The 26,462-nt window shown below is 72.9% G+C and carries 22 protein-coding genes, 1 tRNA gene and 1 pseudogene; 14 read left to right on the top strand and 10 right to left on the bottom strand.

Annotation, left to right across the window (positions count from 1 at the left end; all coding sequences use genetic code 11):
* Nucleotides 1-114: 114 nt before the first annotated feature.
* Nucleotides 115-534, bottom strand: coding sequence for a pyridoxamine 5'-phosphate oxidase family protein (locus tag AC1C2W_RS10980; RefSeq protein WP_495388895.1), 420 nt, complete (start codon nucleotides 532-534; stop codon nucleotides 115-117).
* Nucleotides 535-649: 115 nt separating this feature from the next.
* On the opposite strand from AC1C2W_RS10980, the gene tmk reads away from it, so the two are divergent.
* The 6 genes from tmk to AC1C2W_RS10950 all read left to right on the top strand — a co-directional run bounded on the left by tmk (nucleotide 650) and on the right by AC1C2W_RS10950 (nucleotide 6,935).
* A complete protein-coding gene (tmk, locus tag AC1C2W_RS10975) occupies nucleotides 650-1,420 on the top strand; it encodes a dTMP kinase (RefSeq protein ID WP_495389138.1) in 771 nt (256 codons plus the stop codon).
* The gene (locus AC1C2W_RS10970; RefSeq protein ID WP_495388894.1) at nucleotides 1,417-2,580 is read left to right on the top strand and encodes a DNA polymerase III subunit delta'; all 1,164 of its coding nucleotides are present in this window, start codon (nucleotides 1,417-1,419) and stop codon (nucleotides 2,578-2,580) included. The genes tmk and AC1C2W_RS10970 overlap by 4 nt, the downstream gene beginning before the upstream one ends.
* Nucleotides 2,581-2,752: 172 nt before the next feature.
* On the top strand, nucleotides 2,753-4,438 hold the full coding sequence (locus AC1C2W_RS10965) for an enoyl-CoA hydratase-related protein (RefSeq protein WP_495413113.1): 1,686 nt from the start codon (nucleotides 2,753-2,755) through the stop codon (nucleotides 4,436-4,438).
* Nucleotides 4,435-5,010 carry a hypothetical protein gene (locus AC1C2W_RS10960; RefSeq protein WP_495413112.1) on the top strand — a complete coding sequence of 192 codons (576 nt, stop codon included), beginning with the start codon at nucleotides 4,435-4,437 and terminating at the stop codon, nucleotides 5,008-5,010. Before AC1C2W_RS10965 ends, AC1C2W_RS10960 begins: the two co-directional genes overlap by 4 nt.
* Before the next feature lie 200 nt (nucleotides 5,011-5,210).
* Nucleotides 5,211-6,779, top strand: a complete 1,569-nt coding sequence (locus tag AC1C2W_RS10955; protein WP_495413111.1) for an alpha/beta hydrolase — start codon at nucleotides 5,211-5,213, stop codon at nucleotides 6,777-6,779.
* Between the two features lie 80 nt (nucleotides 6,780-6,859).
* Nucleotides 6,860-6,935: transfer RNA gene (locus tag AC1C2W_RS10950), tRNA-Thr, on the top strand.
* A gap of 688 nt (nucleotides 6,936-7,623) precedes the next feature.
* Here the strand turns inward: AC1C2W_RS10950 and AC1C2W_RS10945 are convergent.
* The 4 genes and pseudogenes from AC1C2W_RS10945 to AC1C2W_RS10930 form a co-directional block, all read right to left on the bottom strand.
* A complete protein-coding gene (locus tag AC1C2W_RS10945; RefSeq protein WP_495413110.1) occupies nucleotides 7,624-8,973 on the bottom strand; it encodes an integrase core domain-containing protein in 1,350 nt (449 codons plus the stop codon).
* Complete coding sequence (locus AC1C2W_RS10940) at nucleotides 8,958-9,335, bottom strand: hypothetical protein (protein ID WP_495413216.1); 378 nt, start codon at nucleotides 9,333-9,335, stop codon at nucleotides 8,958-8,960. The genes AC1C2W_RS10945 and AC1C2W_RS10940 overlap by 16 nt, the downstream gene beginning before the upstream one ends.
* Nucleotides 9,336-9,384: 49 nt before the next feature.
* A pseudogene (locus AC1C2W_RS10935) lies at nucleotides 9,385-9,522 on the bottom strand (leucine zipper domain-containing protein); the annotation flags it as partial.
* A 404-nt stretch (nucleotides 9,523-9,926) separates the two neighbouring features.
* A complete protein-coding gene (locus AC1C2W_RS10930; RefSeq protein WP_495388890.1) occupies nucleotides 9,927-10,571 on the bottom strand; it encodes an ATP-binding protein in 645 nt (214 codons plus the stop codon).
* Between the two features lie 633 nt (nucleotides 10,572-11,204).
* Here AC1C2W_RS10930 and AC1C2W_RS10925 point away from each other — a divergent pair.
* On the top strand, nucleotides 11,205-11,519 hold the full coding sequence (locus AC1C2W_RS10925) for a DUF3467 domain-containing protein (RefSeq protein WP_495388889.1): 315 nt from the start codon (nucleotides 11,205-11,207) through the stop codon (nucleotides 11,517-11,519).
* A 44-nt stretch (nucleotides 11,520-11,563) separates the two neighbouring features.
* Here AC1C2W_RS10925 and AC1C2W_RS10920 read toward each other — a convergent pair whose 3' ends face one another.
* Both AC1C2W_RS10920 and AC1C2W_RS10915 read right to left on the bottom strand, forming a co-directional pair.
* Nucleotides 11,564-12,970 carry an FtsX-like permease family protein gene (locus AC1C2W_RS10920; protein WP_495413109.1) on the bottom strand — a complete coding sequence of 469 codons (1,407 nt, stop codon included), beginning with the start codon at nucleotides 12,968-12,970 and terminating at the stop codon, nucleotides 11,564-11,566.
* Nucleotides 12,967-13,692: an ABC transporter ATP-binding protein gene (locus tag AC1C2W_RS10915; RefSeq protein WP_495388887.1), complete on the bottom strand. Its 726-nt coding sequence runs from the start codon at nucleotides 13,690-13,692 to the stop codon at nucleotides 12,967-12,969. The genes AC1C2W_RS10920 and AC1C2W_RS10915 overlap by 4 nt, the downstream gene beginning before the upstream one ends.
* A gap of 169 nt (nucleotides 13,693-13,861) precedes the next feature.
* On the opposite strand from AC1C2W_RS10915, the gene def reads away from it, so the two are divergent.
* Entirely contained in the window at nucleotides 13,862-14,554 is a 693-nt protein-coding gene (def, locus tag AC1C2W_RS10910; protein ID WP_495413108.1) for a peptide deformylase, read from the top strand.
* A 207-nt stretch (nucleotides 14,555-14,761) separates the two neighbouring features.
* Here the strand turns inward: def and AC1C2W_RS10905 are convergent, their stop codons facing one another.
* Entirely contained in the window at nucleotides 14,762-15,343 is a 582-nt protein-coding gene (locus AC1C2W_RS10905; RefSeq protein WP_495413107.1) for an alpha/beta hydrolase family protein, read from the bottom strand.
* 114 nt (nucleotides 15,344-15,457) lie between these two features.
* Here AC1C2W_RS10905 and AC1C2W_RS10900 point away from each other — a divergent pair, with 114 nt between their 5' ends.
* From AC1C2W_RS10900 to AC1C2W_RS10880, 5 genes are all read left to right on the top strand, one after another.
* Nucleotides 15,458-16,138 carry a pentapeptide repeat-containing protein gene (locus tag AC1C2W_RS10900; protein ID WP_495413106.1) on the top strand — a complete coding sequence of 227 codons (681 nt, stop codon included), beginning with the start codon at nucleotides 15,458-15,460 and terminating at the stop codon, nucleotides 16,136-16,138.
* A gap of 216 nt (nucleotides 16,139-16,354) precedes the next feature.
* On the top strand, nucleotides 16,355-16,825 hold the full coding sequence (locus AC1C2W_RS10895) for a hypothetical protein (RefSeq protein WP_495413105.1): 471 nt from the start codon (nucleotides 16,355-16,357) through the stop codon (nucleotides 16,823-16,825).
* Between the two features lie 127 nt (nucleotides 16,826-16,952).
* Nucleotides 16,953-18,989: an ABC1 kinase family protein gene (locus AC1C2W_RS10890; protein ID WP_495413104.1), complete on the top strand. Its 2,037-nt coding sequence runs from the start codon at nucleotides 16,953-16,955 to the stop codon at nucleotides 18,987-18,989.
* 81 nt (nucleotides 18,990-19,070) lie between these two features.
* Entirely contained in the window at nucleotides 19,071-20,480 is a 1,410-nt protein-coding gene (locus AC1C2W_RS10885; RefSeq protein WP_495388881.1) for a cystathionine beta-synthase, read from the top strand.
* A gap of 25 nt (nucleotides 20,481-20,505) precedes the next feature.
* Nucleotides 20,506-21,729, top strand: a complete 1,224-nt coding sequence (locus AC1C2W_RS10880; RefSeq protein WP_495413103.1) for a cystathionine gamma-synthase — start codon at nucleotides 20,506-20,508, stop codon at nucleotides 21,727-21,729.
* Nucleotides 21,730-21,802: 73 nt separating this feature from the next.
* Here AC1C2W_RS10880 and AC1C2W_RS10875 read toward each other — a convergent pair whose 3' ends face one another.
* Both AC1C2W_RS10875 and AC1C2W_RS10870 read right to left on the bottom strand, forming a co-directional pair.
* Nucleotides 21,803-22,813: a universal stress protein gene (locus tag AC1C2W_RS10875; protein WP_495413102.1), complete on the bottom strand. Its 1,011-nt coding sequence runs from the start codon at nucleotides 22,811-22,813 to the stop codon at nucleotides 21,803-21,805.
* 3 nt (nucleotides 22,814-22,816) lie between these two features.
* A complete protein-coding gene (locus tag AC1C2W_RS10870) occupies nucleotides 22,817-23,578 on the bottom strand; it encodes a hypothetical protein (protein WP_495413101.1) in 762 nt (253 codons plus the stop codon).
* Between the two features lie 202 nt (nucleotides 23,579-23,780).
* Between AC1C2W_RS10870 and AC1C2W_RS10865 the strand changes: the two genes are divergently transcribed.
* On the top strand, nucleotides 23,781-26,348 hold the full coding sequence (locus tag AC1C2W_RS10865; RefSeq protein ID WP_495388877.1) for an ATP-dependent Clp protease ATP-binding subunit: 2,568 nt from the start codon (nucleotides 23,781-23,783) through the stop codon (nucleotides 26,346-26,348).
* The last annotated feature ends 114 nt before the right edge of the window (nucleotides 26,349-26,462 follow it).

Genomic DNA, 26,462 nt, shown 5'->3' with positions numbered 1-26,462 from the left:
CTGGTTGAGCCGGTCGACACCGCTGGTTGAGCCGGTCGACACCGCTGGTTGAGCCTGTCGACACCGCTGGTTGAGCCTGTCGAAACCGGTCTCGAACGGCTCGACCGGTGGGCGTCAGCCGCGCTGGAGCCGGCGGCCGCTCACCTGGGTGGGCGTGATGCGGATCCAGACGGCCTTTCCGTCCTCGGTGTAGCTGACCAGCCCCGTGGCCTCGGCCTCGGCGAGGTCGGCGTCCCGCTCGAGCACCTCGGCCGTGCCCTTGACGACGACGCTGCGCGCCACCTCGGCGCCCACGTCCTCGGCCTCGAACGCGACGCGGGGGCCGATCGTCACCTCGACGAGCTTGGTGCCGGGCTTGGTGCGCAGGAAGATCCGGCGGCCGGTGACGGCGTAGCTCACCGGGAAGATCTCCGGGTCGCCGCCCACGGCCGTGGCCATCCGGCCCACGGACTGCGAGGCGAGGAGCTCCCAGCACTCGTCTTCGGTGAGAAGCGCGCGGGACGAGTCGCGTGCGGGCTCGGGCAAGGTGGACATCGAACCTCCTGCGTCGTGAGGGACCACTGCCATGGTGCCTCCGGGCGGTGCCCGGCGCGACGCCGAGCGGCGTCCGGAGGGGGTGTCGTCGGTCACGCCCGGGCGCACCTCGTCGATGAGCCACCGCTCCGGTCCGAGGGTGTGGGCGGGCGCGATTAGGGTGTCGCGAGTGAGCAGCGCACCCGGGTACTTCGTCTCGTTCGAGGGCGGCGACGGCGTCGGCAAGTCCACGCACGTGCTCCGGCTTGGCGAATGGCTGAGCGAGGTGACGGGCCGCGAGGTCGTCGTGACGCGGGAGCCGGGCGGCACCGAGCTCGGGCTCACCCTGCGCCGCGAGGTGCTGCACGGCGGGGACCTGGACCCCCGCACCGAGGCGCTGCTCTACGCGGCCGACCGGGCCCACCACGTCGCGACGGTGGTGCGGCCGGCGCTGGTGCGCGGCGCGGTGGTCGTGACGGATCGCTACCTCGACTCGTCGGTGGCGTACCAGGCCGGCGGGCGGGAGCTTTCCGAGGAGGAGGTCGAGGGCCTCTCGCTGTGGGCCACGGCCGGCCTGCTGCCCGACGTCACCGTGCTGCTCGACCTCGACCCGGTCGTCGCGGCCGCCCGGTTGTCCGGTGAGCCCGACCGGCTGGAGCGGGCGGGCGACGAGTTCCACCGGCGCGCGCGGGAGACGTTCCTGCGGCGGGCCGCCGCCGAGCCGGACCGCTGGGTGGTGGTGGACGCGTCCGCGCCCCTGGACGACGTGCAGGCGCAGGTGCGCGTGGACGTCGCCGCGCGGCTCGACCTGACGCCCTTGCTGGTAGAGCCTGTCGAGACCTCGCCGGTTGAGCCTGTCGAAACCGAGTTCCGCCCAGCTCGACCAGCCCCCGAGGAGGACCGATGAGCGTCTGGGACGACGTCGTCGGCCAGCCGGACGCCGTGGCGCTGCTGCGCCGCGCCGCGACCGACCCGGCCGCGATGACGCACGCCTGGCTGCTCACCGGCCCGCCCGGCTCGGGCCGCTCGGTGGCCGCGCGCGCGTTCGCCGCGGCGCTGCAGTGCACCGCGCCCGGGGACACGCCCGGCGGCAAAGCCGGCGGCTGCGGGGAATGCCACGCCTGCACGACGACGCTCGCCGGCACGCACCCGGACCTCACGGTGGTGGCCACCGACAAGGTGGTCATCACCATCGACGAGGTGCGCGACCTCATCATGACGGCCGCGCGCACGCCGTCGTCGGGGCGGTACCGGGTGATCGTCGTGGAGGATGCCGACCGGATGGCCGAGCGCACCACGAACGTGTTGCTCAAGACGATCGAGGAGCCGCCGCCGCACACCGTGTGGGTGCTGTGCGCCCCGAGCGCGCAGGACGTGCTGCCCACGATTCGGTCGCGCTGTCGGGGCGTGGTGCTGCGGGTGCCGCCCGCCCAGGACGTCGCCGACCTGCTGGTGCGCCGGGACGGCGTGGACCCGCACCTCGCCCTGACCGCCGCCCGGGCGGCGCAGTCGCACGTCGGGCTGGCGCGCCGGCTCGCCCGGGACGCGGACGCCCGCGAGCGTCGCGACGCGGTGCTGGAGATCGCGCGCCGCATCCGCGGCGTGGGCGACGCCGTCCTCGCCGCGGGCGAGCTCGTGGACGTCGCGAAGGCCGAGGCGGTGGCGGCGACCACGGAGCGGGATGCCGTCGAGCGCGCGGAGCTGATGCGCGGCCTCGGGGTCCAGGAGGGCGACACGCTGCCGCCGCGCCTGCGCTCGCAGGTCAAGCAGCTCGAGGACGACCAGAAGCGGCGCGCGACGCGGCGCCAGCGCGACGTCCTCGACCGGTCGATGGTGGACCTGCTGTCCCTGTACCGGGACGTGCTCGTGGTGCAGCTCGGCGCGACCGTCGACCTGGTGAACGCTGAGCACGACGCGACCGTGCGGGCGCTGGCGGCCGACTCCACTCCCGAGCAGACGATCCGCCGGATGGACGCGATCGGCATCGCGCGCGAGCGGCTCGAGGGCAACGTGGCGCCGCTACTGGCGCTCGAGGCCATGACCGTCGCGCTGCGCCCGCAGGGCTGACCCGAGGCTGATCCACCACTGATCCGGGCTCCTCCGACGGGGCGCCGGGCGCATCCCCGCTGGTCCGGCCACCGGATGTGTCGGGGCGACAGTTGCCTGATGACCCCTTCATGTTGTGAGGTGTTCCGCGGCGGGGGCCATGGTGGCCCCCGCAACCTGACTGGGGGTTGCCATGAGGATCCTGCTGCTCGTCTCGGCGTTCAACGGGCTCACACAGCGCGTGTGGGGCCATCTGGTGGACCGAGGGCACGACGTGGGCGTGGAGCTGGCGCCCACCTTCGCGTCGCCCGAGGACCTCACCGCGCGCGTCGAGGAGATCGGCCCGGACCTCATCGTGGCGCCGTTCCTCAAGCATCGCGTGCCCGAGGAGGTCTGGCGGCGCTGGACCACCGTCGTCGTGCACCCCGGGCCTGTCGGAGACCGGGGCCCGTCGTCGCTGGACCACGCGATCCTGGACGGCCGAAGGCGGTGGGGTGTGACCGCGCTGTCCACGGTCGAGGAGATGGACGCCGGCCCGGTGTGGGCGACGTCGACGTTCGCGCTGCCCGCCACCCCCGTGGCCAAGAGCGCCCTGTACAACGGCCTCGTGGCCGACGCGGCGCTGGCGTGCGTCGCGGAGGTGCTGCGCAAGTTCTCGGCGGGCGAGGCGCCCGTCGCGGCGGCCGAGCAGGACCACGAGGTGCCGGGCACCGGTGAGCTGCCGCTGCTGCGGCGGGCCGCGTTCGAGCTGGACCTGGCGCGCCCCGCGGCCGAGCTGGCGCGCACGATCGCGGCGGCCGACGGCGCGCCCGGGGCACCGACGACGGTGCAGGGTGCCCGCTTCTGCCTGTTCGACGCGGTCGCCAGCGACGAGACGATCGACCCGGGCGCCGCGCCGGGCACCGTCGTCGGCCGCGACGACGACGCCGTGGCCGTCGCGACCGGTGCCGGCACCCTCTGGGTCGGGTACGCCGCGACGCTGGCCCAGAAGCGCGGCATCAAGCTGCCGGCGGCGTGGGTGCTCGACGTGGCGGGGGTGTCCTACCACCCGGCGCCCGCCGCGCTCGCCGAGTCGACCTACGAGCGGGAGGGCGACGTCGGCTTCCTGACGATCCGGTCGTACAGCGGCGCCATGCACACCGAGCAGTGCCGCCGCCTCACCACCGCCGTCGAGAAGGCCCTGACCGAGGACACGCGCGTGCTCGTGGTGCGCGGCACCGAGCACGCGTTCTCCAACGGCATCCACCTGGGGGCGATCGAGGCGGCGGCGGACCCGGCGACGGAGGCGTGGGCCAACATCCGGGCCATCGACGACCTGTGCGAGGCGATCGCCCGCGCCGACCAGCTCACGGTGGCGGCGTTCACGGCGAACGCGGGCGCCGGCGGCGTCATGGCCGGGCTGTGCGCAGACGTGGTGCTGATGCGCGACGGCGTGGTGCTCAACCCGTACTACGACATGGGCATCTTCGGCTCTGAGCTGCACACCTGGACGGTGGCCGCCCGGCTCGGCGAGGTCGACGCCGACCGGCTGCTCAGCTCCAAGCTGCCGGTGTCGGCCGCGGAGGCCGCGACGATCGGCCTGGTCGACGGCATCGGCCCCCGCGACCCCGATCGCTTCGCCGCGTGGGTCGCCGACCGCGCCGCCGCGCTGACCACGCCGGAGGGCGAGGGCGAGGCCGAGGCTGTCGCCGCGGTCCGCGCACCGCGACGCCCGCTGTCGTACCACCGCACGATCGAGCTGGCGGAGATGGCGCGCGACCTCTTCGACGATCGGCGGGGGTTCGCGGCCAAGCGCCGTGACTTCCTGGGCAAGGCGGCGCCGCGGGAGACTCCCGAGAGGTTGCGGTTCGCGGACGTGCGCGAGACGGTCGCACGGTGACGACCATCGTGACCGGAGCGCTGACGAGGAGCCTGCTGGCGGGAGCCGTCGCGGCGATCGCCCTGCTGGTCTCGGCGTGCGCCACTGGCGAGCCGTCGGGAGGGGCGTCGTCATCGGCCCCGGAGACGTCCGATTCCCCGCCCTCGCCATCGCCGTCGGAGTCGGTGCCCGCCGCCGACGCGGTCTCGCCGGCGGCGGGGAAGGCGGTGCGGGGCCTGCCCGAGGGCGCGAAGGGCACGATGGACAGCCCGGCCGGTGCGGGCTGGTCGCCCACCCCGGACCTGCTCTACGTGGTGACGTACGGGTCGGGCTCGTGCCCGCGCGTGGCGCAGGCGCAGGCGCAGTGGGACGACGCGCACGAGACCGTCGTCGTCACCGTGGCCGAGCCGGATCCCGGGCCGTGCACCATGGACTACACGCCGACGACCAGCGCCGCCCAGCTGCCCGAGGACGCCGACTCCGGGGCGCCGATCACGGTGCAGCTCGGCGACCTCGGCACCGTAGAGGTGCCGCCCCGCGACGGCGCCGGCGCGACGGGCCCGGTCGCGTGGGTCGCTCCCGCCGCCGGTTGAGCTTGTCGAAACCCGCCGCTGGTTGAGCCTGTCGAAACCAAGCCCGACCGCCTGCTGGTTGAGCTTGTCGAAACCAGGTCCGCCGCTGGTTGAGCCTGTCGAAACCAGGTCCGCCGCTGGTCGAGCCTGTCGAAACCAGGCCCGACCGACAGGTGGCGGACGCGGCGGTCTGTGGTGTCGCGCGACGGTAGGTTGGGCGGGTGGATTCCGACGAGCGCCGCCCGACCGCCCGCCGCACGACCCGAGGCATCGCCGCCGCCCTCGTCGCCGGGGCCCTGCTGCTCGCGGGGTGCACGGCGCCCTCCAAGGAGCAGTCGCCCGTGGGGTCCACCACGGGCCCGGCCGCGGAGCAGGCGCCGGAGGGCTTCGAGCAGTACTACGGGCAGGCGCTCGAGTGGAAGGACTGCGAGGACGGGCTGCAGTGCGCGACGGCGCAGGCCCCGTTGTCCTGGGACGACCCGGACGCGGGCAGCATCGAGCTGGCGCTGGTGCGCAACCCGGCCGACGGCAGCGATCCGGAGGGTTCCCTCCTGGTCAACCCGGGCGGGCCGGGGGCGTCCGGGGTCGAATTCGTCCGGAGCGACGCGCAGAACGAAGGGTCCACCTTCGGCAAGAAGCTGCAGGACGCGTTCGACATCGTCGGCTTCGACCCGCGCGGCGTACAGGACTCGACGCCCGTGACGTGCTTCGACGACGCCCGCAAGGACGAGTCGCTGGCCAAGGACTTCGACACCAGCACCGACGAGGGCCTCGAGGCGATGGCCGCCGAGGCGCGTGCCATGGGTGAGGCGTGCGCCGAGAACACCGGAGAGCTCCTCGGCCAGGTGGACACCCAGAGCGCGGCGCGGGACCTCGACATGCTGCGCGCGGTGCTCGGCGACGAGAAGCTGAACTACCTCGGATACTCCTACGGCACCCAGCTCGGGGCCACGTACGCGGGGCTCTTCCCCGACCGCGCGGGCCGGCTGGTGCTCGACGGCGCGATCGACACGACGCTCTCGTCGGACGAGATCTCGAAGGGCCAGGCGGTCGGGTTCGAGAACGCCCTGCGCGCCTACGTGGCCGACTGCCAGGCGGGGCCGGAGTGCCCCCTCGACGGGTCGGTGGACGACGGGATGCGCCAGATCCGGCAGGTGCTCGACGAGGCGTACGAACGCCCGCTGCCCACGTCGGACGCCGAGCGGTCGGTCACGCAGACGCTCGCGTTCTACGGCGTGGCCGTCACGCTCTACAACCAGGAGAGCTGGCCGGCCCTCACGCAGGCCCTGGACGAGGCGATCAACGGCGGCACGGGCGACGTCCTGCTCTACCTCGCCGACCAGTACAACGACCGGAGCGCGGACGGGACCTTCTCGACCAACTCCAACGAGGCCTTCCGCGCGATCGGCTGCCTCGACGACCGAGGAACCGCGGACCTCGAGGAGATGCGTGCCGAGGCCGCGGCGATCGAGAAGGAGGCCCCCACGGTCGGCAAGTTCTTCGCCTACGGAGGCACGTCGTGCACCGACTGGCCGGCGCCGGTGGCGGAGCAGGAGTTCGACGTGCACGCCAAGGGCGCGCCGCCGATCCTCGTCATCGGCACCACCAACGACCCGGCCACCCCGTACGTGTGGGCGGAGGGCCTGGCCGAGACGCTGGACTCCGGTGTGCTCCTCACCTTCGAGGGCGAGGGGCACACCGCGTACTCCCCGACGCGCACGTGCGTCGCGGACGTCGTGGAGTCCTACCTCGTGGACGGCGTCGTGCCGAAGGGCGGCCTGACCTGCTGAGCGGCCCTTTTGGAGTCCGCCCTGAGCGTCAGGTACTGTAGGCGCGCTCGTTGATCCGGCGGAAGCCGGGCGACAGCGACGCCGCCTTAGCTCAGTCGGTAGAGCGATTCACTCGTAATGAATAGGTCATCGGTTCGATTCCGATAGGCGGCTCCAGCAAGGAAACCCCTGCTGACCTGGACGAACAGTCCGGAGTCGGCGGGGGTTTCTCGCGTCTCAGGCACCCTTTTGGCCATCTCGCGCACCCCCGGCGCTCCCCGGGCCCTGATTCAGCCTGTCCAGACCGGCCCGATCGGCCCCCGTCCCGAGGAAGTGGACGTACAGATTCGTGGTCGCGATCGACTCGTGACCGCACCACGCTTGGACCGTTCCCGGGTCCACCCACGAGCCAGCCACAGGCACGCCGCGGTGTGCCGAAGATCGTGCAGTCGCCGCCCCCGCTGACGGTCCCCGGGGGACTCCGAGGGCGCGCGTCATCGGTTGCGCTGGTCGCGTGAGTATCCTCTCGTCGCGGAGCGCTGGGTTCCCCGCTGCGCGTCGAGCACCTGGAGGCTGACGTGATCGAGTTTCTGTTCGGCTGGCTTCTGGGTGACCGGTGGGGGCAACGTGCCGTCGGGCGGCGGAATGATCGTTTTCGGACCGAGAGCAACACCGAGGCGTCGGTTCGGCTGGTCGAAGGGACTGTTCGCGGGTTGTCGTCGCAGTGGATGCCGGCGCTCTGGTCGGTCGCCCCCGGGGTCTTGACCAACTTCTCTGTCGTCGTGCCGGTTGCCGGGCTGGAGCGGGATTCGTCGCGTTCACCAGGGTTGCGCGAGTCCTGGTCCGTGGACCCCGGGGCTGAGATCTACCGAGCCCAGAGCGGCGCGGCGATCATCGAGATTGCGCTGTTGCCGTCGCAGTCCGAGTGGGTTCTCGCCGCCCTGCGGGGGCGAGAGGAATCCGACTGACCGTTGGTCGATGGACTAGTTCGAGGCCACAGTTCGGGGCCGTTGGCCCTTGACGCTCCGCACCGGGGTTGGTGGTGCGGGCGACGATGGTGGTCTCGCCGTCGGGCAGCTCGATTGCCAGGGTCGTCTCGGCGACGTGCACGGTCACGGTGGCCCCGGCGTGGATTCGCCCGAGGGAGACCTTCTGCCCGGCCACGACGATCACGCCGGTGGCCGAGACGCGGCGCTGGACCCGGCGGCTCGGTGGACGGGCGCGGCGGTTGCCCGGGCGGCCGGGTGCGCTGCAGACGAACGCCCGCGACCGGACTCAGCGGGTTGGGGCGTGAGCGCAGCAGTTCGCGGGTGCCCGGGTCGAAGAACAGCAGCGGGCACCCGTCCTCGATGTAGATCCCGACCCGGCGCCCGGCCAGCACGTCCGCGACGAGCACGACATGACTGCCGAGCGAGACCGTCCCGTTGCGGCTCACGGTTCGTTCGACCTCCACGATGGTGAGCCCGTCGCGGGCGCCGGGACCGCTCCGGGAGGCGGCGGGCGCGGGCCCCGCGGCGGTGGCGCCCCGGGCGGCCAGCATTCGCAGGTCGGCGTCCGTGAACCGGGAGCGCAATGACTTGATCCGCTGCCCGGCTACGGACAGGTGCACCCAGTCGCAGTCGATCCAGAACCGCACGGTCTGCCCGGACCGGTCCGGCCCGAGCCAGAACTGGTTGCCGCACAGCGCCAGGTTCCCCGAGGCCGGCACGACCCGGACCAGCTCGACCGCACCACCGGCCACGACGAGGGCCGCCGCAGTCTCAACGACATCCATCGGCGTCTGGGCGTCGTCGACGTCCAAGACACCGTCGTCATCAGCACCGGGCAAGACGCCTCCGGGCCGGTCCTGGACGAGCGTGGGCGGGACCCGCAACGGCAGCTCGCCTGCCGGGGCCGGGGCGAACCGGTCGGCGGGCACCACCGGCACCTTCTCGTCCAGCCCCTGGTGGGGACGCTCGGCGTTGTAGTGCGCCACCCACACGTCCACCGCCCCCTGCGCCTCAGCCAGCGACGTGAACGGGCCCTGCTCGGAGATCTCGGGCCGGAACGTGCCGTGGAACCTTTCCACCTTCCCGTTCTGATTCGGCGAGGCCGGCTGCGTGAGGCGGTGCGTGATCGCGTTGTTGCGGCAGATCTTGTCGAACAACACCTCCCCGCCCTTGGCGAACCGGGCGGTGAACTGCTTGCCGTTGTCCGTGATCACCTCTTCGGGCACCCCATGGCCAGCGCCTTCGCGAACGCCAAGCACACCGCCCGCCCGGTAGCCCGCTCAACCACGGTGGCCATCACGCAGAACCGGGAGTGGTCATCCACGCCGGTGACGATCTTCGCCTCCCGCAGCACCCCGGTCGTCGTGTCGACCAGCTCGATCCCGCCGACGATGTCGATGCCCCACAGCTGCATTGGCCCGGGCCGCTCGAACCGCACGAACGAGGACCTGGGCCGCTTGCGCGGGCGGGCCCGCACCAGCCCCTGGCGGTGCAGAATCCGCACGATCGTCCGCTCCGAGGGCACCACGATGTCCTCGCGCACCGACGGGCCTTTCGTGCGCAGCAGCTCCAACCGGATCTTTGGCACCCCAGCGCGGGTGCTCGCGACGCATCTCGGCCACGAGCACCTCGACGGCCTCGTCCACCTTCCTCGGGCTCGAGACCGGCCGGTGCGACCGGTCCGCAAGGCCGCCGATCTGCCCCGCAAGGTAGCGGGTCACCCACCTGTGCACGGTCGCGCGGTGCACCCCGGCACGAGTCGCTACCTCGTTCACCTCTGCGCCCGCCAACACCGCACGAACGACATCCAGACGTTGCTCCACCACCGACAAAACGACCAGCGCCAATCCGGCCTCCCCGCAGACTGGGACGCCCGCGGCGACGTCCGGCTCCAGGGTGCCGATCACTCCCGATGTCGCACATCACCCGGCGTGGCCAGGTCGCACATCACCCGGCACAGGACAACGCATGGCCGGCAGTTCGCGTGAGGACTTTCCTTACTGACTTCAAGGCGCGGCTTCGCCGCGCGGGCGTCGGATCGCGGGGCCCGCGCCGCGGGGCCCCGCGCTCCTCTCGCAAGCTCGCTCCGCGCACCCCGCCGCGCACCCCCGCGAGCTCCCGCGCGCCCACACGAGAAGGCGGCACCGAGTCTCCCCGGAACCGCCTCGATGTGCCCCAGCTACCGAGAGGTCACCACTGGCCAGCGATGCGTGCGCCACTCGTCCCAAGTCGCGAACCCTGCCGGGGGGCCATCGAAAGGCTCACTGCCGTCGAGTTCCCCCGGCGTCGGGATGCTGATGACCGCCGCCCACTCGGCGAGTTCCTCGTCGGACATGTGCCACGTCGTGTGGGGCTCTTCGGCTTGGCGACGGTCAAGTCGTCTCCGCTGCTCGGCCGGTGGGAGTTCGAAATAGCGCAACTCCACCGCCACACCGTGGTCAGCCGCTGCCTGCCGTAGCGCGGATCGCTCGTCCCGACCCCAGAGGCCGAAGTCGATGACGACGTTGATACCGAGTTCAAGAGCGCGCAGCCCGATCTCGATGAGTCGTCCTTCGATCACGTCCGACGCAGACGGCGGGTTCGTGAGCCCGTAAAGGGCCTTCACCCACTCGTCCTTCGTGAGGCGAAGCGCATTCTCCTCAAGCTCAATGCGCCGCGCTTCCGTGGTCTTCCCGGTGCCCGGCAGTCCTACGGTCAGGAACAGGGTCGGTCGTGTCGGCATCACTTCCCCATCCGTGTCGCTGTCGGTCGAGCGGCCGCCGCGTACCCTCCTCTTCGAGGTCGATCCGGGTACCGCCGCACCCAATCCCCGTCCGAACGGCATCGAGACAGCATGGCTGGTCAGGGCCAAGATTATAGGAGCCCGGCGCACCCGTTCCATGACTGGAACCAAAACCCACAGTCGTCGTCCCCGTAGCCGTGGCCGAGCACGTGCCCCGTCTTACCGTCCGGCCCCGCACCGACAGCCGAGCATCCGACCGTCTCCACCCCGCGTCAAGGGCGCCTACGGCGTCGCTGCGCGATGGCCTACGGCCACCCGTGACCCGGCCCTCGGACGACCTCTTGTGCTCCGCTATCGGTACGGCGCCTCCAGTGTCCCCACCTCTCCACGCGCGCACCCCCCGCGCACCCCGAACAGTGGAGGAGCGGCGTCGAGGGCACCCGATATACACGGGATGACGCCGATTTCCGGGCCTCGGTTCCGTCCACAGGCGCTCGTAATGAATAGGTCATCGGTTCGATTCCGATAGGCAGCTCAGCACAGAAGGCCCGGAACCTCGCCGTTCCGGGCCTTCGTCGTGGGTGCGTAGGCCGGCGGCGACCACGGCGTCAGGGCGGCGCGGCGATCGGCCATGCCAGAGTCGGCCAGGTGGAACCCGAGGTCGTCGGATCCCTGCCGGACGTGACGAAGACCCAGGGTGACCGCTCCCCGGCGCAGCGGTGCCAGAGTGGGCCCATGGCGAGCAACGAGGTGAAGTTCCAGATCGACGTCCCCAGCGAGCTGGAGGGGGGCGTCCCGGCCGACTTCGCGTCCCTGTGGCACACGTCGACGTCGTTCGTCATCGACTTCGTGGCGGCCACCAAGCCGCCGCAGCCGGTGACCGATCCGGACACGGGAACGGTCACCGGCCGGGTGGTGCCCGGCAAGGTGGTGTCGCGGGTGCGGATCCCGCCGCAGCAGGTGTTCGAGCTCGCGCGGGCGCTCACCCAGCAGCTCGACGCGTGGGAGCGCGAGACGGGCAAGAAGAACGACGGCAGCGCCGCCGGTTGAGCTTGTCGAAACCAGGTTTCGACAAGCTCAACCGGCGAAATGTCTCAGAGCACGCGCTCAGGCCGGGCGAGGATGCCCGGCACGAGGCGTGCGCTGAGCGCCGCCGCCCCGCGCACGGCGAGGAACCCGAGCGCGAACACGGCCAGCGCGGTGGCGATCGCGATCGGCTGGACGAAGATCGCCATCCCGACCAGCGGGAAGATCAGGACGGCCGCGCAGAGGGCGGACCCGCCGGCCACCATCCACAGGGCCGACATCACCGAGCGCCGGGCCGCCTCGCCCATCACGGAGCGCGGCACGCCCAGGCGGTCGAGGGAGACGTGCACGGCCGCGCGGTCGAGGGTGCTCGCGGCCTGGTTGATACCCACCGAGCACGCGACCATGAGGAACGAGATCGCGACGGTGACGAGCACGCCGGTCGCGATGTCCTGGATGAGCCACCGCTCGTCCTGAGGCATGTTTTCGGTCGACGTCACCTCCGTCAAGGCCAGGCCGACGGCGCCGAAGACGCCGACGAAGCTGGTCATCGCCACGCCGCTCACCTGCCGCCACGCGGCCTTGGGGTCCTCGAGCACCATGCGCGCAGCGAGCAGCCGGGGCACCGTCTTGGCCTTGCGCGCCTGCCGGCGGGCGCGCACCCGCAGGAACCATGGCCCCAGCGCGTCGAGGGCCAGGAGCATGCCACCGAAGATCGCGGCCAGCGTGGCGATGATCGCGACCACGCCGCCCAGGTTCCCGAGCACGCCGAGCATCTGCATCAGGATCATGCCGATGAAGAGCACCCCGGCGGCGATCACGACCCGCACCCAGTGGGCGGTGCCCGCCCGCTGCCGGGTGCGCACTCCGAGCGGCGTGACGACGACCGCGCGCAGGCCCACGACGGCGCTCGCCGCGGCGAGCAGCCCGACACCGACCACGACGAGCGGCAGCCACCACCACGGCACCCACATCTGGGCCCCGAGCGCTTCGCCGCGGAACCGCAGCAGCCCGACCACGGGGGCGAGGGCCGCATACCCGGCGAGGCCGACGACGGCCCCGACCAGGGCGGTCGCCGCGGCCTCCAGCACGGTGAGCACGGTGATGGTCCCGGTGGTCGCACCGAGCAGCCGCAGGGACGCCAGCCGCTCGTCGCGGCGACGGGCCGCGAGCCGCGCAGCGGAGGCGCCCACCGTGGCGAGCGGCACCAGCAGCAGCACGACGGCGATGACCGCGAACGCCTCGTACGTGAACGCGAGGTCGTCGTCGCCCACGAAGAACGACTGCGCACCGCCCAGCACGATCAGCAGCAGAGCCGTGACCACGGCGAAGGCCGCGACAGGGAGCGCGAGGGCGAGCCGGTCGCCGTCGCGCCGCCGGGCGAACAGCGGGGCCAGGCGCAGGGCCGTGCCGATCGGGCCGGTGGGCCGGGCTACCGGGAGAGGCGGGCGGGGGGTCGCGACGGCGGCGGTCATCGTGCGGCCCCGGCGGCCGGGGCGATGGCCTCGCCGACAGTCGTGTCGGACACGACGCGCCCGTCGCGCAGCACGACGGTGCGGGCGCAGCGGCGCGCCACGTCCGCGTCGTGCGTCACGACGACGAGGGTGCGCCCGCCGGCGACGGCGCCGAGCAGGAGGTCGAGCACCTCGACGGACGTGGTGGAGTCGAGGGCGCCCGTGGGCTCGTCGGCGAAGATCAGCCGGGCCCCGGTCACCTGCGCCCGCGCGATCGCGACGCGCTGGGCCTGGCCGCCGGACAGCTCGCCGAGCCGCCGGTGCTCCAGCCCGCCGAGGCCCAGCGACGCGAGCCACTGCCCCGCCTCGGTCTCGGCCTGGGCGCGCGGCACTCCCGCGAGCATGCGCGCCACCGCGACGTTCTCGAGGGCGGTCAGCTCGTCCAGCAGCAGGCCCTGCTGGAAGACGAAGCCGAGCTCGTCGCGTCGCAGCTGCGAGCGACCCGCGTCGTCGAGCGTCTCGATCTGCACCGGGCCCTTGGCCGACGCGAACGCGATAGAGCCGGACGTCGGGCGCAGGATGCCGGCGAGGCAGTGCAGCAGGGTCGTCTTGCCCGAGCCGGACGCGCCCATGACGGCCACGGACTCGCCGGGCGCGATGTCGAGGTTCACCCCGTCGAGGGCGGGCGTGCCGCCGCCGGGGTACTGCATGGTCAGGCCGCGAGCGCTGAGCAGAGAAGTCATGGCCCCCAGGCTTCCCGCGGGGCAGGGCCGGCGCGTCGGTCCAGGAGTGGATTCGCGGCGCGGCGGGGTCCACCTGCGGTATGACGCCGGTCAGGGGAGACCCGGGGCGTCCCGCGTGGCCGGTGGTGGGCGGAGGGTGTGCCGATCGCCCGCCGGTAGGCTCAAGGCCATGGCTTGGAGCTTCGGTCGACGTCGGCCCACCACGTATCTGCTGGGCGAGCCGGTGGACCCGTACCCGGCGCAGGCGCCGGAGGCCAGGCGGGGCCGCGTGCTGCGGATCACGGAGATCGGTGAGCCGGTGCTGCACGCCCCGGCCGCGGCCGTGGAGACGTTCTCCACCCCCGAGCTCGCGCGTCTGATCGACGACCTGTTCGCCACGATGGAGAACGCCGAGGGCGTAGGGCTCGCGGCACCCCAGGTCGGCGTTGGGCTGCGCCTGTTCGTCTACGACCTCACGGACGAGCGCGGTGACCGGCACGTGGGGCACGTCGTGAACCCCGTGCTGGAGATCGACACGACCGCGGAGCCGGTGACCGAGGACGAGGGCTGCCTGTCCGTGCCCGGCGCCTACGAGCCGTTGGAGCGGCCTGGCGCCGCGACCGTGCGCGGCGTCGACCAGCACGGCGGGCCCCTGCAGCTCACGGCGTCCGGGTTCCTGGCGCGCTGCTTCATCCACGAGAGCCAGCACCTGGACGGCACCCTCTACTGGGACCACCTGTCGCCCGAGCTGCAGGCCGACGCCCTGCGCGAGCGCGACGAGGAACGGCCGCACATCCTGGCGGGGCGGCACGAGATCGCCGTCGAGCTCGGCAAGAAGCCCGCCGAGTACCCGGCTCAGCCCCCCTCCCCGGCCGCTGGTTGAGCCCTGTCGGAACTCGTCCGCTGGTTGAGCCCTGTCGGAACTCGTCCGCTGGTTGAGCCCTGTCGGAACTCGTCCGCTGGTTGAGCCTGTCGGAACTCGTCCGCTGGTTGAGCCTGTCGAAACTCGTCCGCTGGTTGAGCCTGTCGAAACCAAGGTCGCGGGGTTTCGACAGGCTCAACCAGCGAGGGCGCTCAACCAGCGCGCGGCTCAACCAACGAGGGCACGCACCCAGTCCGCGACGGCCGCCGCGACGTCGTGGTCCTTGCCCCTGACGTCGTGCGCCCCCGGCAGGGTCACGAGCGTCACGGGCCCGGGGATCGCGGCCGCGTGCTCCGCCAGCTCCTCCGGCGTGCCGAACGGGTCGCGGTCGCCCGAGACGAACAGCACCGGCACCGTGACGTCCGACAGGTGCTCCACCCGCAGCCGCTCCGGCTTGCCCGGCGGGTGCAGCGGGTAGCTGAGCAGCACGAGACCCGCGGCGGGCAGGCCCTCCGCCACCGCCATCGAGCACATGCGCCCGCCGTACGACCGCCCGCCCAGCAGCAGCCGGTCGGTGCCGACGTCGAGGGACGCGGCGAACCGGGCAGCCTCGTCGCGCAGGTGCGCGACCGCCACCGGCGGCCGGTCCGGCATCCGCTTGCCCGCCAGGCGGTACGGGAAGTCGACCCGCTCCGTCGCCACGGGCGGGTCGAGCGCGGCCAGCGCGTGCTCCACCGCGACGAGCGTGTGGTGGTCGCGGCTCGCGCCCGCGCCCGGCGTGAGCAGGAGGCCTCGGGGGTGCTGCGACATGGATCCAGTGTCACCCGGCCGCAGTCCCCGCGAGCTACCAGTTTTACGGACTACCTCGCGGGATTTCGCACTACCTCGCGGTGGGCGTCGGCGGCGGCCGTTAGCGTGCGGGCGATGAGCGACTTCGAGCGGGGCGGCACCAATCCCGGCAGCAGCCCCGGCACCAATCCCGGCAGCAGTCCCGGCAGCACTGATCCGGGCGACATCGAGCCGGGGAGCACCGTGCGGGCCGCGGACTGGTACGGCCGGGACCTGTCGGGGCTGGTGCTGGAGCGGGTCGACCTGGTGGACGTCGACCTCACGGAGGCGACGGCGACGGGCGCGACCTTCGACGCGTGCACGTTCCGAGGTGGGCGGCTCAACGCCTCGGCGTGGACGGAGTGCGCGTTCACCGGGTGCACGTTCAGCCGGGTGAACCTCTTCGATGCGGCGTTCGAGCGGTGCAAGCTGGTCGGGTCGCGGTTCGACGACTGCCGGTTCGACCTGGTGCGGGTGGAGCGCGGCGACTGGTCCTTCGTGTCGCTGCGGTGCGCGTCGCTCGAGGGCGTGCACCTGGAGGGCGTGCGGATGCGCGAGGCGGACCTCGAGGCGGTGCGGCTGTCGGGCGCCACGGTGCTGGGCGTCGACCTGTCGGGCGCCATGCTCAACGACGCCGACCTGCGCGGGGCCACGCTGCGGGGCAGCGACCTGTCCGCCGTCGACCCGCTGAACGCGCGGCTGGACGGGGCGGTCGTGGACCCGGCGCAGGCCATCGCGCTCGCGGAGCGCCTGGGCCTGGTGGTCGTCACCGACTGACCCGCCCTGCGTCTGGCCGGTGGGCCCGCCCGCCGGGTGCGGGTCTCACACCTTCGCCCGTCGTCGCAGGTCATGGCGCAGCAGCACCCGATCGCCGAACAGGCGGTTGACACCGTTATCGGCGCCTACAACGCGCGATAACGGTGTCAACCGCCTGTTCGGCACCTGGGTGGGGGCGGAAAGGCGGTGCGGGCGGGGCGGTGCCAGAGTGGGCGCATGACCGCTCCGCTCGCTCTCCGGGCCCTGGCGCTCGGCCTCGCCGCCGGCTCGCGTTCCACGCTCGGGATCGCCGCCCCGCTGGTCGGCCCGGCCCCGGCCCACCGGCTGCCCAACCACGGGCTCCGCCGGCCCGCAGCCACCGCGCGGTGGGTCGCCGGGCTCGCGGTGGCCGGGGAGCTGGTCGGCGACAAGCTGCCGGCCACGCCGAGCCGGCTCGACCGGCCCGGGCCCGAGGCGCGGGTCGTGAGCGGCGCAGTCGGCGGCCTGCTCCTCGGGCTCCGGCACCACGCCTTGCCGGCATCCACGGCCGTCGCGGTGGTCGCGGGCGCCGTAGGCGGGGCCGTCGGCACCGGGACGGGAGCGGCCTGGCGGTCGGCCGTCGCGAGCCGCGGGTGGCCAGACCTGCCTGCCGCGCTCGCCGAGGACGTCGTCGCGATCGGCCTCGCCACCTGGGCCGCGCGCGCCTGACAAAGCCCCCGCACCCGACGCCGAACATGCCGTTGCGCTCGTTCTGAACGCCGAGAACGAGCGCAACTGCCCGTTCGGCACGGCGTGGGCCGGTCGTGTCCGGGAGAGTGGGCGCTATGGAGACGCCATGTCAGCGGTGACCGGCGTGGTCGGCGGGATCCTCGCGTTCCTGTCGACCGCCGTGATGATCGTGCTGCTCGCCTGGACGTCACGACGCGTGATGGGCGCGCCCGTGGGGTGGATCCGGGCGACGCTCGTGTCGCTGGTCGTGATCACCGGCGCGTCGGGCGTCCTCGCCGGCGCCCTGCAGTCGGCGGGATGGTGGGGAGACGACGGCACGCTGACGGTGGCGCCGTGGGTGGGGCTCGTCGTGGTGGCGCTCGCCTTCGCGTGGGCGTTCGTGCTCGGCCTGTGCGCGCTCCTGGTGCTCGAGCTGCTGGTGCCCACCGGCACGCTGCCCACCCCGTGGCGCGCCGTCCGGCAGCTGCGGCAGGGGCGGCGCGAGACGCGGCGCTACGCGCAGGTCGTGGCGATCGCCGTCCGGCACGGGCTGGGCGGCGCGTTCGGCCGGACGCACCAGACGCACCGGATGGCGACGTCCCGCCACGACACGCGCCGCCTCGCCGTCGCGCTGCGCGACACCCTCAGCGACGCCGGCGTCACCTTCGTGAAGTTCGGTCAGATGCTCTCCACCCGGCGGGACCTGCTGCCCGACGCCATCACGGAGACGCTCGCCACGCTGCAGAGCGACGTGCCGCCCGCGCCGTGGGAGCGGGTGGAGCGCGTCGTCGAGGCGTCGCTCGGCCGCCCGGTGACCGAGGTCTTCGCCGCCTTCGAACCCGACCCCATCGCGTCCGCGTCGGTCGGGCAGGTGCACTCCGCCCGGCTCCTCGACGGCCGGGAGGTCGTGGTGAAGGTGCAGCGGCCCGGGGCGCGCGAGCAGGTGGCCGTGGACCTCGCGATCCTGCGCCAGCTGGCCCGCCGCCTCGAGCGGGACACGGGCTGGGGGCGCAGCCTCGGCGTGATCGCCCTGGCGGACGGCTTCGCGGCCTCCCTGCGCGAGGAGCTCGACTACGGCGTCGAGGCGGAGAACACGCGGGCGCTGCGCGCGGCTCTGGACGTTGTGACGCGCGACGGCAGGTCGTCGGGACCGTTGGTCGTGGTGCCGGAGGTCGTGGAGGGGCCGTCGAGCGACACGCTGCTGGTGCAGGAGCGCCTGGACGGGACGCCGGTGGGCCAGGCGCAGGACCTCCTGTCCGGTTTCGACTCCGCGACCCGGTCGGAGCTCGCGGACCGGATGCTGCGCGCCGCGGTCGACCAGCTGCTCGTGGCCGGCACCTTCCACGCCGACCTGCACCCAGGCAACGTGCTCGTCACGGCCGAGGGCGGTCTCGGCCTGCTCGACATGGGGTCCGTCGGGCGCCTGGGCGAGCCCGAGCGCATCGCCCTCGGCGCGCTGCTCCTCGCGGTCGACGGCGACGACGCGATCGCCGCGACGGACGCCCTCCTCGAGCTGCTCGACCCGCCCCCGGGCCTGGACGTGCGGCGCCTCGAGCGGGAGGTGGGGCAGCTCCTGCTGCGCTTCCGTGCGGGGGCGGACGCGGGCGCGGCGTTCGCCAAGCTGGTCCCGATGGTCACGGCGGCGGGCATGGCGGTGCCGCCGCAGGTGGCGGCGGCGTTCCGCACGTTCGCTACGCTCCAGGGCACGCTCGACCTGCTGAGCCCGGGCTACGACCTCGTCGCCGCCGCCCGCGACCAGGGGCGGCCACTGCTGTCGCGGCTGGTGACACCGGGGGGCGTGCGCCGCAAGGTGACGCAGCAGCTGCTGGGATTCGCGCCGGAGCTGGAGCGGCTGCCGCGCCGGGTAACCCGGCTCGTCAGCGACCTGGAGCAGGGACGCTTCACGGTCACGGTGCGCGCGTTCGCCGACCCTGCGGACCGCGCGTTCCTCGCCGGCCTGGTGCAGCAGGGGATCACGGGGCTCCTCGCGGTGGGCGCCGTCGTGGGCTCCGTGGTGCTGCTGGTGGCCCAGGGCGGCCCGATGCTGGCGACGGACCTGTCGCTGTTCACGGTGCTCGGGGCCACCCTCGCGTTCGTCGGCACCGTGCTCGCCGTGCGCGTGCTGGTGTTCGCGTTCCGTGGGTCGCCGCGCGACCGGTGGTGAGCGCTCGCCGACGACGAGGCGGCCGCGACGAGGTTCCCGCGAAACGGCGACGCGCGCGGCGTCGGGGGGCATGATCAGGGCATGAGGTACGCAGAGCACATCTCCGAGCTGGTCGGCGGCACCCCGCTGGTCCGGCTGTCCCGTGTCACGGAAGGCCTGAGCGCGACGATCCTCGCCAAGGTCGAGTACATGAACCCCGGCGGCTCCGTCAAGGACCGCATCGCGCTGAAGTTGGTCGAGGCCGCGGAGGCCTCGGGCGAGCTGCGGCCGGGCGGCACGATCGTCGAGCCCACGTCGGGCAACACCGGCGTCGGCCTCGCGCTCGTCGCGCAGCGCAAGGGCTACGACTGCGTGTTCGTGTGCCCCGACAAGGTGAGCGAGGACAAGCGCGACGTGCTCCGGGCGTACGGGGCGCGCGTCGTCGTGACGCCCACCGCCGTCCCGCCCGACCACCCCGACTCCTACTACTCGGTCTCCGACCGCCTGGCCACCGAGATCCCGGGCGCGTGGAAGCCGAACCAGTACGCCAACCCGAACGGCCCGCTGTCGCACTACGAGTCCACCGGCCCCGAGGTGTGGGCGGACACCGACGCGCGCGTGACGCACTTCGTCGCGGGCGTCGGCACGGGCGGAACGATCACGGGGACGGGCCGCTACCTCAAGGAGGTCTCGACCGACCGCGCGGCGGCCGAGGGCGGTCGCGTACGCATCGTCGGGGCGGACCCGGCGGGCTCGGTCTACTCCGGCGGGGACGGGCGCCCGTACCTCGTCGAGGGTGTCGGCGAGGACTTCTGGCCGGGGGCCTACGACCCACGGGTCCCCGACGAGGTCATCCCCGTCACCGACGCGGACTCGTTCGCCATGACCCGCCGCCTCGCGCGCGAGGAGGGCCTGCTCGTGGGCGGGTCGTGCGGCATGGCGGTCGAGGCCGCGCTGCGGCTCGCGCGCCGGCTCGAGGACGAGGACGCCGATGCCGCGGCCCGTGCGGTGATCGTGGTGCTGCTGCCCGACGGGGGCCGGGGCTACCTCTCGAAGATCTTCTCCGACACGTGGATGCGGTCGTACGGCTTCCTGCCCGACGAAGAGGGCGTGACCGCGGGCGACATCCTGCGGGCGAAGGACGGGCGCCTGCCCGACCTCGTGCACACCCACCCGAGCGAGACCGTGCGCGACGCGATCGAGATCCTGCGCGAGTACGGCGTCTCGCAGATGCCGGTCGTCGGCGCGGAGCCTCCGGTGAAGAGCGGCGAGGTCGCCGGCGCCGTGAGCGAGCGCACGCTGCTCGACGCCGTGTTCTCCGGCCGCGCGTCGCTCGCCCACCGCGTGGACGCGCACATGCAGGCGCCCTTCCCGCTCATCGGCGCCGGCGAGGGCGTCGAGGCGGTGCGGGCCGCGCTGGCCGACGACGACGCGCTCCTGGTCGTCGAGGGCGGCGACCCCGTGGGCGTCCTGACGCGGCACGACCTGCTGGGGTTCGTCGCGGGCCGTTGAGCGGGGTCGTGCGTACCCTGGCCGGGTGACCACACCGAGCAGCGACCACGGCAGCGAGCACCCCGACTGGACGACGACCGGCTTCTCCACCCGGGCGATCCACGCCGGCCAGGACCCTGACCCGACGACGGGCGCGGTGGTCCCGGCGATCCACCAGGTCTCCACGTACAAGCAGGACGGCGTGGGCGGCCTGCGCGGCGGGTACGAGTACTCGCGCTCGGCCAACCCCACGCGCACCGCGCTCGAGGAGGCGCTCGCCGCGGCCGAGTCGGGCGGGTCCGCGTTCGCGTTCGCGTCGGGGCTGGCCGCGGAGGACACGCTGCTGCGCGCGGTGCTGCGCCCGGGCGACCACGTGATCGTGCCCGACGACGCGTACGGCGGCACGTACCGCCTGATCGCCCGGGTGTTCGGCCCGTGGGGCGTCGAGCACACCCCGGTGGACCTCACCGACGTCGAGGCGGTCCGCGCGGCCGTGCGGCCCGAGACGAGGGCCGTCTGGGTCGAGACGCCGACCAACCCGCTGCTCGGGGTCAGCGACATCGCCGTGCTCGCGGGCGTCGCGCGCGACGCGGGCGCGCTCCTCGTCGTCGACAACACCTTCGCGACCCCGTACCTGCAGCAGCCGCTCGCGCTCGGGGCGGACGTCGTCGTGCACTCGACGACGAAGTACATCGGCGGGCACAGCGACGTCGTCGGGGGAGCCCTCGTCGTCGCGGCGGGCGCCCAGCTCCCGGGCGGCCTCGAGTCTCCCGCGGGCGGCACCGACCTTGCGGGCGCCGTCGGCTTCCACCAGAACGCGTCCGGAGCCATCGCAGGGCCGTTCGACGCGTGGCTCACGCTGCGCGGGCTCAAGACCCTCGCCGTGCGCATGGACCGCCATCAGGCGAACGCGGCCGCGGTCGCGGAGTTCCTCGAGCAGCACCCCGCCGTGACCGAGGTGATCTACCCGGGCCTCGCGTCCCATCCCGGGCACGAGCTCGCGGCGCGCCAGATGACCGGGTTCGGCGGCATGGTGTCGTTCCGCACCGGCAGCGAGGCCACGGCGCTCGACGTGTGCGCGCGGACGCAGGTCTTCACGCTCGCCGAGTCGCTCGGCGGGGTCGAGTCGCTCGTGGAGCACCCCGGCCGCATGACGCACGGCTCGGTCGCGGGCACGTCGCTCGAGGTGCCCGACGACCTCGTCCGCCTCTCGGTAGGGATCGAGGACGCCGCCGACCTGCTCGCGGACCTCGCCCAGGCGCTCGCCTGATGCTGTTGTGGGCGCGATATCGGGGACTATCCGACCTCGGATAGTCCTCGATATCGCGCCCACAACGATGCGGTCAGGCGCGGACGACGGTGACGGGGCAGGGGGCGAAGTCGAGCACCTGCCGGCTCACCGACCCGAGGAGCAGCCGGTCGAAGCCGCCTAGCCCGCGCGCCCCGACCACGAGGCGGCCGGCCCCGACGGCGGCGAGGACGAGCTGCTTGGCAGCCTGGCCGTGCACCACGCGCTCGCGCAGCCGGTCCGCCGGGAGGCCCACCCCGGCGGTCGTGACCGCGTCGGCGAGCGACTCCCTGGCGAAGTTCTCGTAGTCGTCGATCGGCGGCGCCCAGCCCCACGAGCCGGGCAGCGGGGCGAGCGTCGTGATCTGCCACGCGAACACGGCCTCCAGGACGGCGCCGGTGCGGTGCGCCACCTCGCCCGCGTGGCGCAACGCCGCCACGCTCGCGGTGGACGTGTCCACGCCGACCACGAGGCGCGGCAGCGTGGGGTCGACGTCGGTGCCCGACCCGTCGGCACCGGTCGCGTCGGCACCGGTTGCGTCGGCACCGGTCTTGTCGGTACCGGTCTTGTCGGTACCGGTCTTGTCGGTACCGGTCTTGTCGGTACCGGGGGACCGGCCGGGCTCCGCCTCCGGTTCCTCGACGGCGTCGGCGTGCCGCACCACCGTGACCGGCACGCCGGCGTGCTCCACGACCGTCGTCGAGACGGAGCCGAGGATGCGCCGCCCGAAGCGGCCCCGCCGGCGCCGGCCCAGCACCAGCATGTCCGCGTCGCCGCCCACGTGCAGCAGCGCGTCGGCTGCGGGGCCGGGTTCGACGTGCGCGCGGGCGTCGACGTCCGCGCCGGCGCCCGTGCGCGAGAGCGCGGCCTCCAGCAGCTCCCCGGCCTGCTCGCGGATCGGCGCGAGGACGGGCTCGAGGGCGGTGCGGTCGGCGTCGCGCGCGCTGCCCGGCGCCACCATGACCATCGTGAGCGGCACCCGCCGCGAGGCGGCCTCCCCGATCGCCCAGTCGAGGGCCTCGTCGGCCTCGGACGCGCCGTTCACACCGACGACGACTCCGTGCATCGGTCACCGCCCCCCGTCGTCGCTCGGGTCGGGCGCCTGCCCGGCCCCGCCCTGCTGCTCCTGCGGTGGCGGCGCAGCGCCTCCGTCGTCGCCGGTGCGCCCGGGTGCCGGGAGCAGCGTGCGGACGGGATGGGTGACGACGTCCACCTCGTCCACGAGGTCCGCCGGGCCGGTGACCACGAGGGCACGGCCGGCCACCGGGACGTAGACCGCGCAGGTCTCCCGGGCCGTGACCCGCACGCTCGGCAGCTCGTCGCCGTCCACCACGAAGGTGCCCTCGCTGAGCGGGGCCTCGTCGACCCGGGCTACGAGGGCCTGCATCGCGCTGCGGTAGTCCTGGAAGCCGTCGGCGAAGTCGGGCGAACCCCCGACCGTGGGCCCGTGGGCAGGGGCGTCGGGGGCGTCGGGGGCGTCGGGGGCGTCGGCGTCGATCGGCTCGGGCTCGACGGGTGCCGCGATGTCGGCGTGCAGGGGAGCGGCGAGTGCGCCGCTGCACGCGGCGCGCACCACGTCCTCGACGTCGTCGTCCGGCACGGCCGTGCGTAGGGTCTCGACCTCGAGCGCCTCGCCCGTGAAACATCGGTAGGACCGCACGAACCGCTCGCACGTGGGGTCGTGCTCGTCGGCGAGGCCCGTGAGCGTCTCGTCCTCGAGGTCCAGACCCCAGATCAGCGGGTCGTTCACCTCGCCGACCACGCCCGAGAAACGGGCCAGGCGGGCCTCGTCGTTGCTGAGGTCGTCCGTCGGCTGCTCGATCTCGTCCATCGGTACCCCCTCTGTGGTGCCCCTTGCTCCGAGACTGGACGTGCCGGGCACCGGTGGCAATCCGGCACGCCGTCACGCCCCTGGCGAACATGGGCTTACCGGGGGGTGTCGGCCTGTTGTGAGCGCATAGAGTCGTAGCGGTCAGGCTGCCGCCGTCATTTCCGACGGGGTGCAGGTAACGCCGCTCGTGAGGGAGCAGCATATGTTCGAGAGATTCACCGACCGAGCCCGTCGGGTGGTCGTCCTTGCCCAAGAAGAAGCGAGGATGCTCAACCACAACTACATCGGCACCGAGCACATCCTGCTCGGCCTCATCCACGAGGGTGAGGGCGTCGCCGCGAAGGCCCTTGAGTCGCTGGGGATCTCGCTCGACGGCGTCCGCACCCAGGTCACCGAGATCATCGGTGAGGGCCAGCAGGCGCCGAGCGGACACATCCCGTTCACGCCGCGCGCCAAGAAGGTGCTGGAGCTGTCGCTGCGCGAGGCGCTGCAGCTCGGCCACAACTACATCGGCACCGAGCACATCCTGCTCGGCCTCATCCGCGAGGGCGAGGGTGTCGCCGCGCAGGTGCTCACCAAGATGGGCGCCGACCTGAACAAGGTGCGCCAGCAGGTCATCCAGCTGCTGAGCGGCTACCAGGGCAAGGAGCCCGTGGCCGCCGGCGGTCCGCAGGAGGGGCAGCCGTCCGGCTCCGCCGTCCTCGACCAGTTCGGCCGCAACCTCACCCAGGCCGCACGCGAGGGCAAGCTCGACCCGGTCATCGGGCGCAGCCAGGAGATCGAGCGGGTCATGCAGGTGCTGTCCCGCCGCACCAAGAACAACCCCGTCCTCATCGGTGAGCCCGGCGTCGGCAAGACGGCCGTCGTCGAGGGCCTCGCGCAGGACATCGTGCGCGGCGACGTGCCCGAGACGCTCAAGGACAAGCAGCTCTACACGCTGGACCTCGGCGCGCTCGTGGCGGGCTCGCGCTACCGCGGTGACTTCGAGGAGCGCCTGAAGAAGGTGCTCAAGGAGATCCGCACGCGGGGCGACATCATCCTGTTCATCGACGAGATCCACACCCTGGTGGGTGCGGGTGCCGCCGAGGGCGCCATCGACGCAGCTTCCATCCTGAAGCCCATGCTGGCTCGGGGCGAGCTGCAGACCATCGGTGCCACCACGCTCGACGAGTACCGCAAGTACGTCGAGAAGGACGCCGCCCTGGAGCGCCGCTTCCAGCCGATCCAGGTCAACGAGCCGTCCCTCGAACAGGCCATCGAGATCCTCAAGGGCCTGCGCGACCGCTACGAGGCGCACCACCGCGTGTCCATCACGGACTCCGCGCTCGTCTCGGCCGCCCAGCTCGCCGACCGGTACATCAACGACCGGTTCCTGCCGGACAAGGCCATCGACCTCATCGACGAGGCGGGCGCGCGCCTGCGCATCCGCCGGATGACGGCCCCGCCGGAGCTCAAGGCGCTGGACGAGGAGATCGCCGAGGCGCGTCGCGACAAGGAATCGGCGATCGACGAGCAGGACTTCGAGAAGGCTGCCGGGCTGCGGGACAAGGAGAAGCAGCTCACCGCCCAGCGGGCCGACAAGGAGAAGGCCTGGAAGTCGGGCGACCTCGACTCCGTCGCGGAGGTCGACGACGAGCTGATCGCTGAGGTGCTGGCCATGTCCACCGGTATCCCGGTGGTCAAGCTCACCGAGGAGGAGTCCAGCAAGCTCCTGCACATGGAGGACGAGCTGCACAAGCGGGTCGTCGGCCAGGAGACCGCCATCAAGGCGCTGTCCCAGGCGATCCGCCGCACGCGCGCCGGGCTCAAGGACCCGAAGCGCCCCGGTGGCTCGTTCATCTTCGCCGGCCCCACGGGCGTCGGGAAGACGGAGCTGGCCAAGGCGCTCGCCGAGTTCCTCTTCGGGGACGAGGACGCGCTGATCCAGCTCGACATGTCCGAGTTCTCGGAGAAGCACACGGTCTCGCGGCTGTTCGGCTCGCCCCCCGGGTACGTCGGTTACGACGAGGGTGGCCAGCTCACGGAGAAGGTGCGGCGCAAGCCGTTCTCGGTGGTCCTGTTCGACGAGGTCGAGAAGGCGCACGCCGACATCTTCAACTCGCTGCTGCAGGTGCTCGAGGACGGTCGTCTGACCGACTCGCAGGGCCGCGTGGTGGACTTCAAGAACACCGTGATCATCATGACCACGAACCTCGGCACGCGGGACATCGCCAAGGGTCTGCAGACCGGCTTCAACGCCGGCGGCGACCTGGTGACGTCGTACGAGCGCATGAAGGCGAAGGTCAACGACGAGCTCAAGCAGCACTTCCGGCCTGAGTTCCTCAACCGCGTCGACGACGTGGTGGTCTTCCCGCAGCTCTCCCAGGACGAGATCATCGAGATCGTCGACCTGGAGATCGCGAAGCTGGACAAGCGCATGCGCGACCGGGACATGGGCATCGAGCTCACGCCCGCCGCCAAGTCGCTGCTCGCGGAGAAGGGTTACGACCCCGTGCTGGGTGCCCGCCCGCTCAAGCGTGCGATCCAGCGGGAGATCGAGGACTCGCTGTCCGAGAAGATCCTGTTCGGCGAGCTCCAGGCCGGCCAGCTGGTGCTGGTCGACGGCGAGGGGGAGGGCCTCCTCGGGGAGTTCACCTTCCGCGGGGTGGACAAGGGCGAGCACGAGCGCGGGCCGGTCTCGGTCGGCGCGAGCGCGGCGCTCGACGCCCCGACCGGCGTGTCGGTGCACGACCTGCCCCCGACCGGCCAGATGCAGGCCGGCGCGGAGTGACCGCACCCGCTGGTTGAGCCGGCGCCGTCCTTCGCTCGTCGAAGGGTCGAAACCTGGCGTCGACCGGCGGTGACGAAGGCCCCGGACCCCCTCACAGGGTCCGGGGCCTTCGCC

This window comes from Isoptericola sp. Y581, from assembly GCF_059445475.1.
This window is presented reverse-complemented; position numbering and strand designations above follow the sequence as displayed.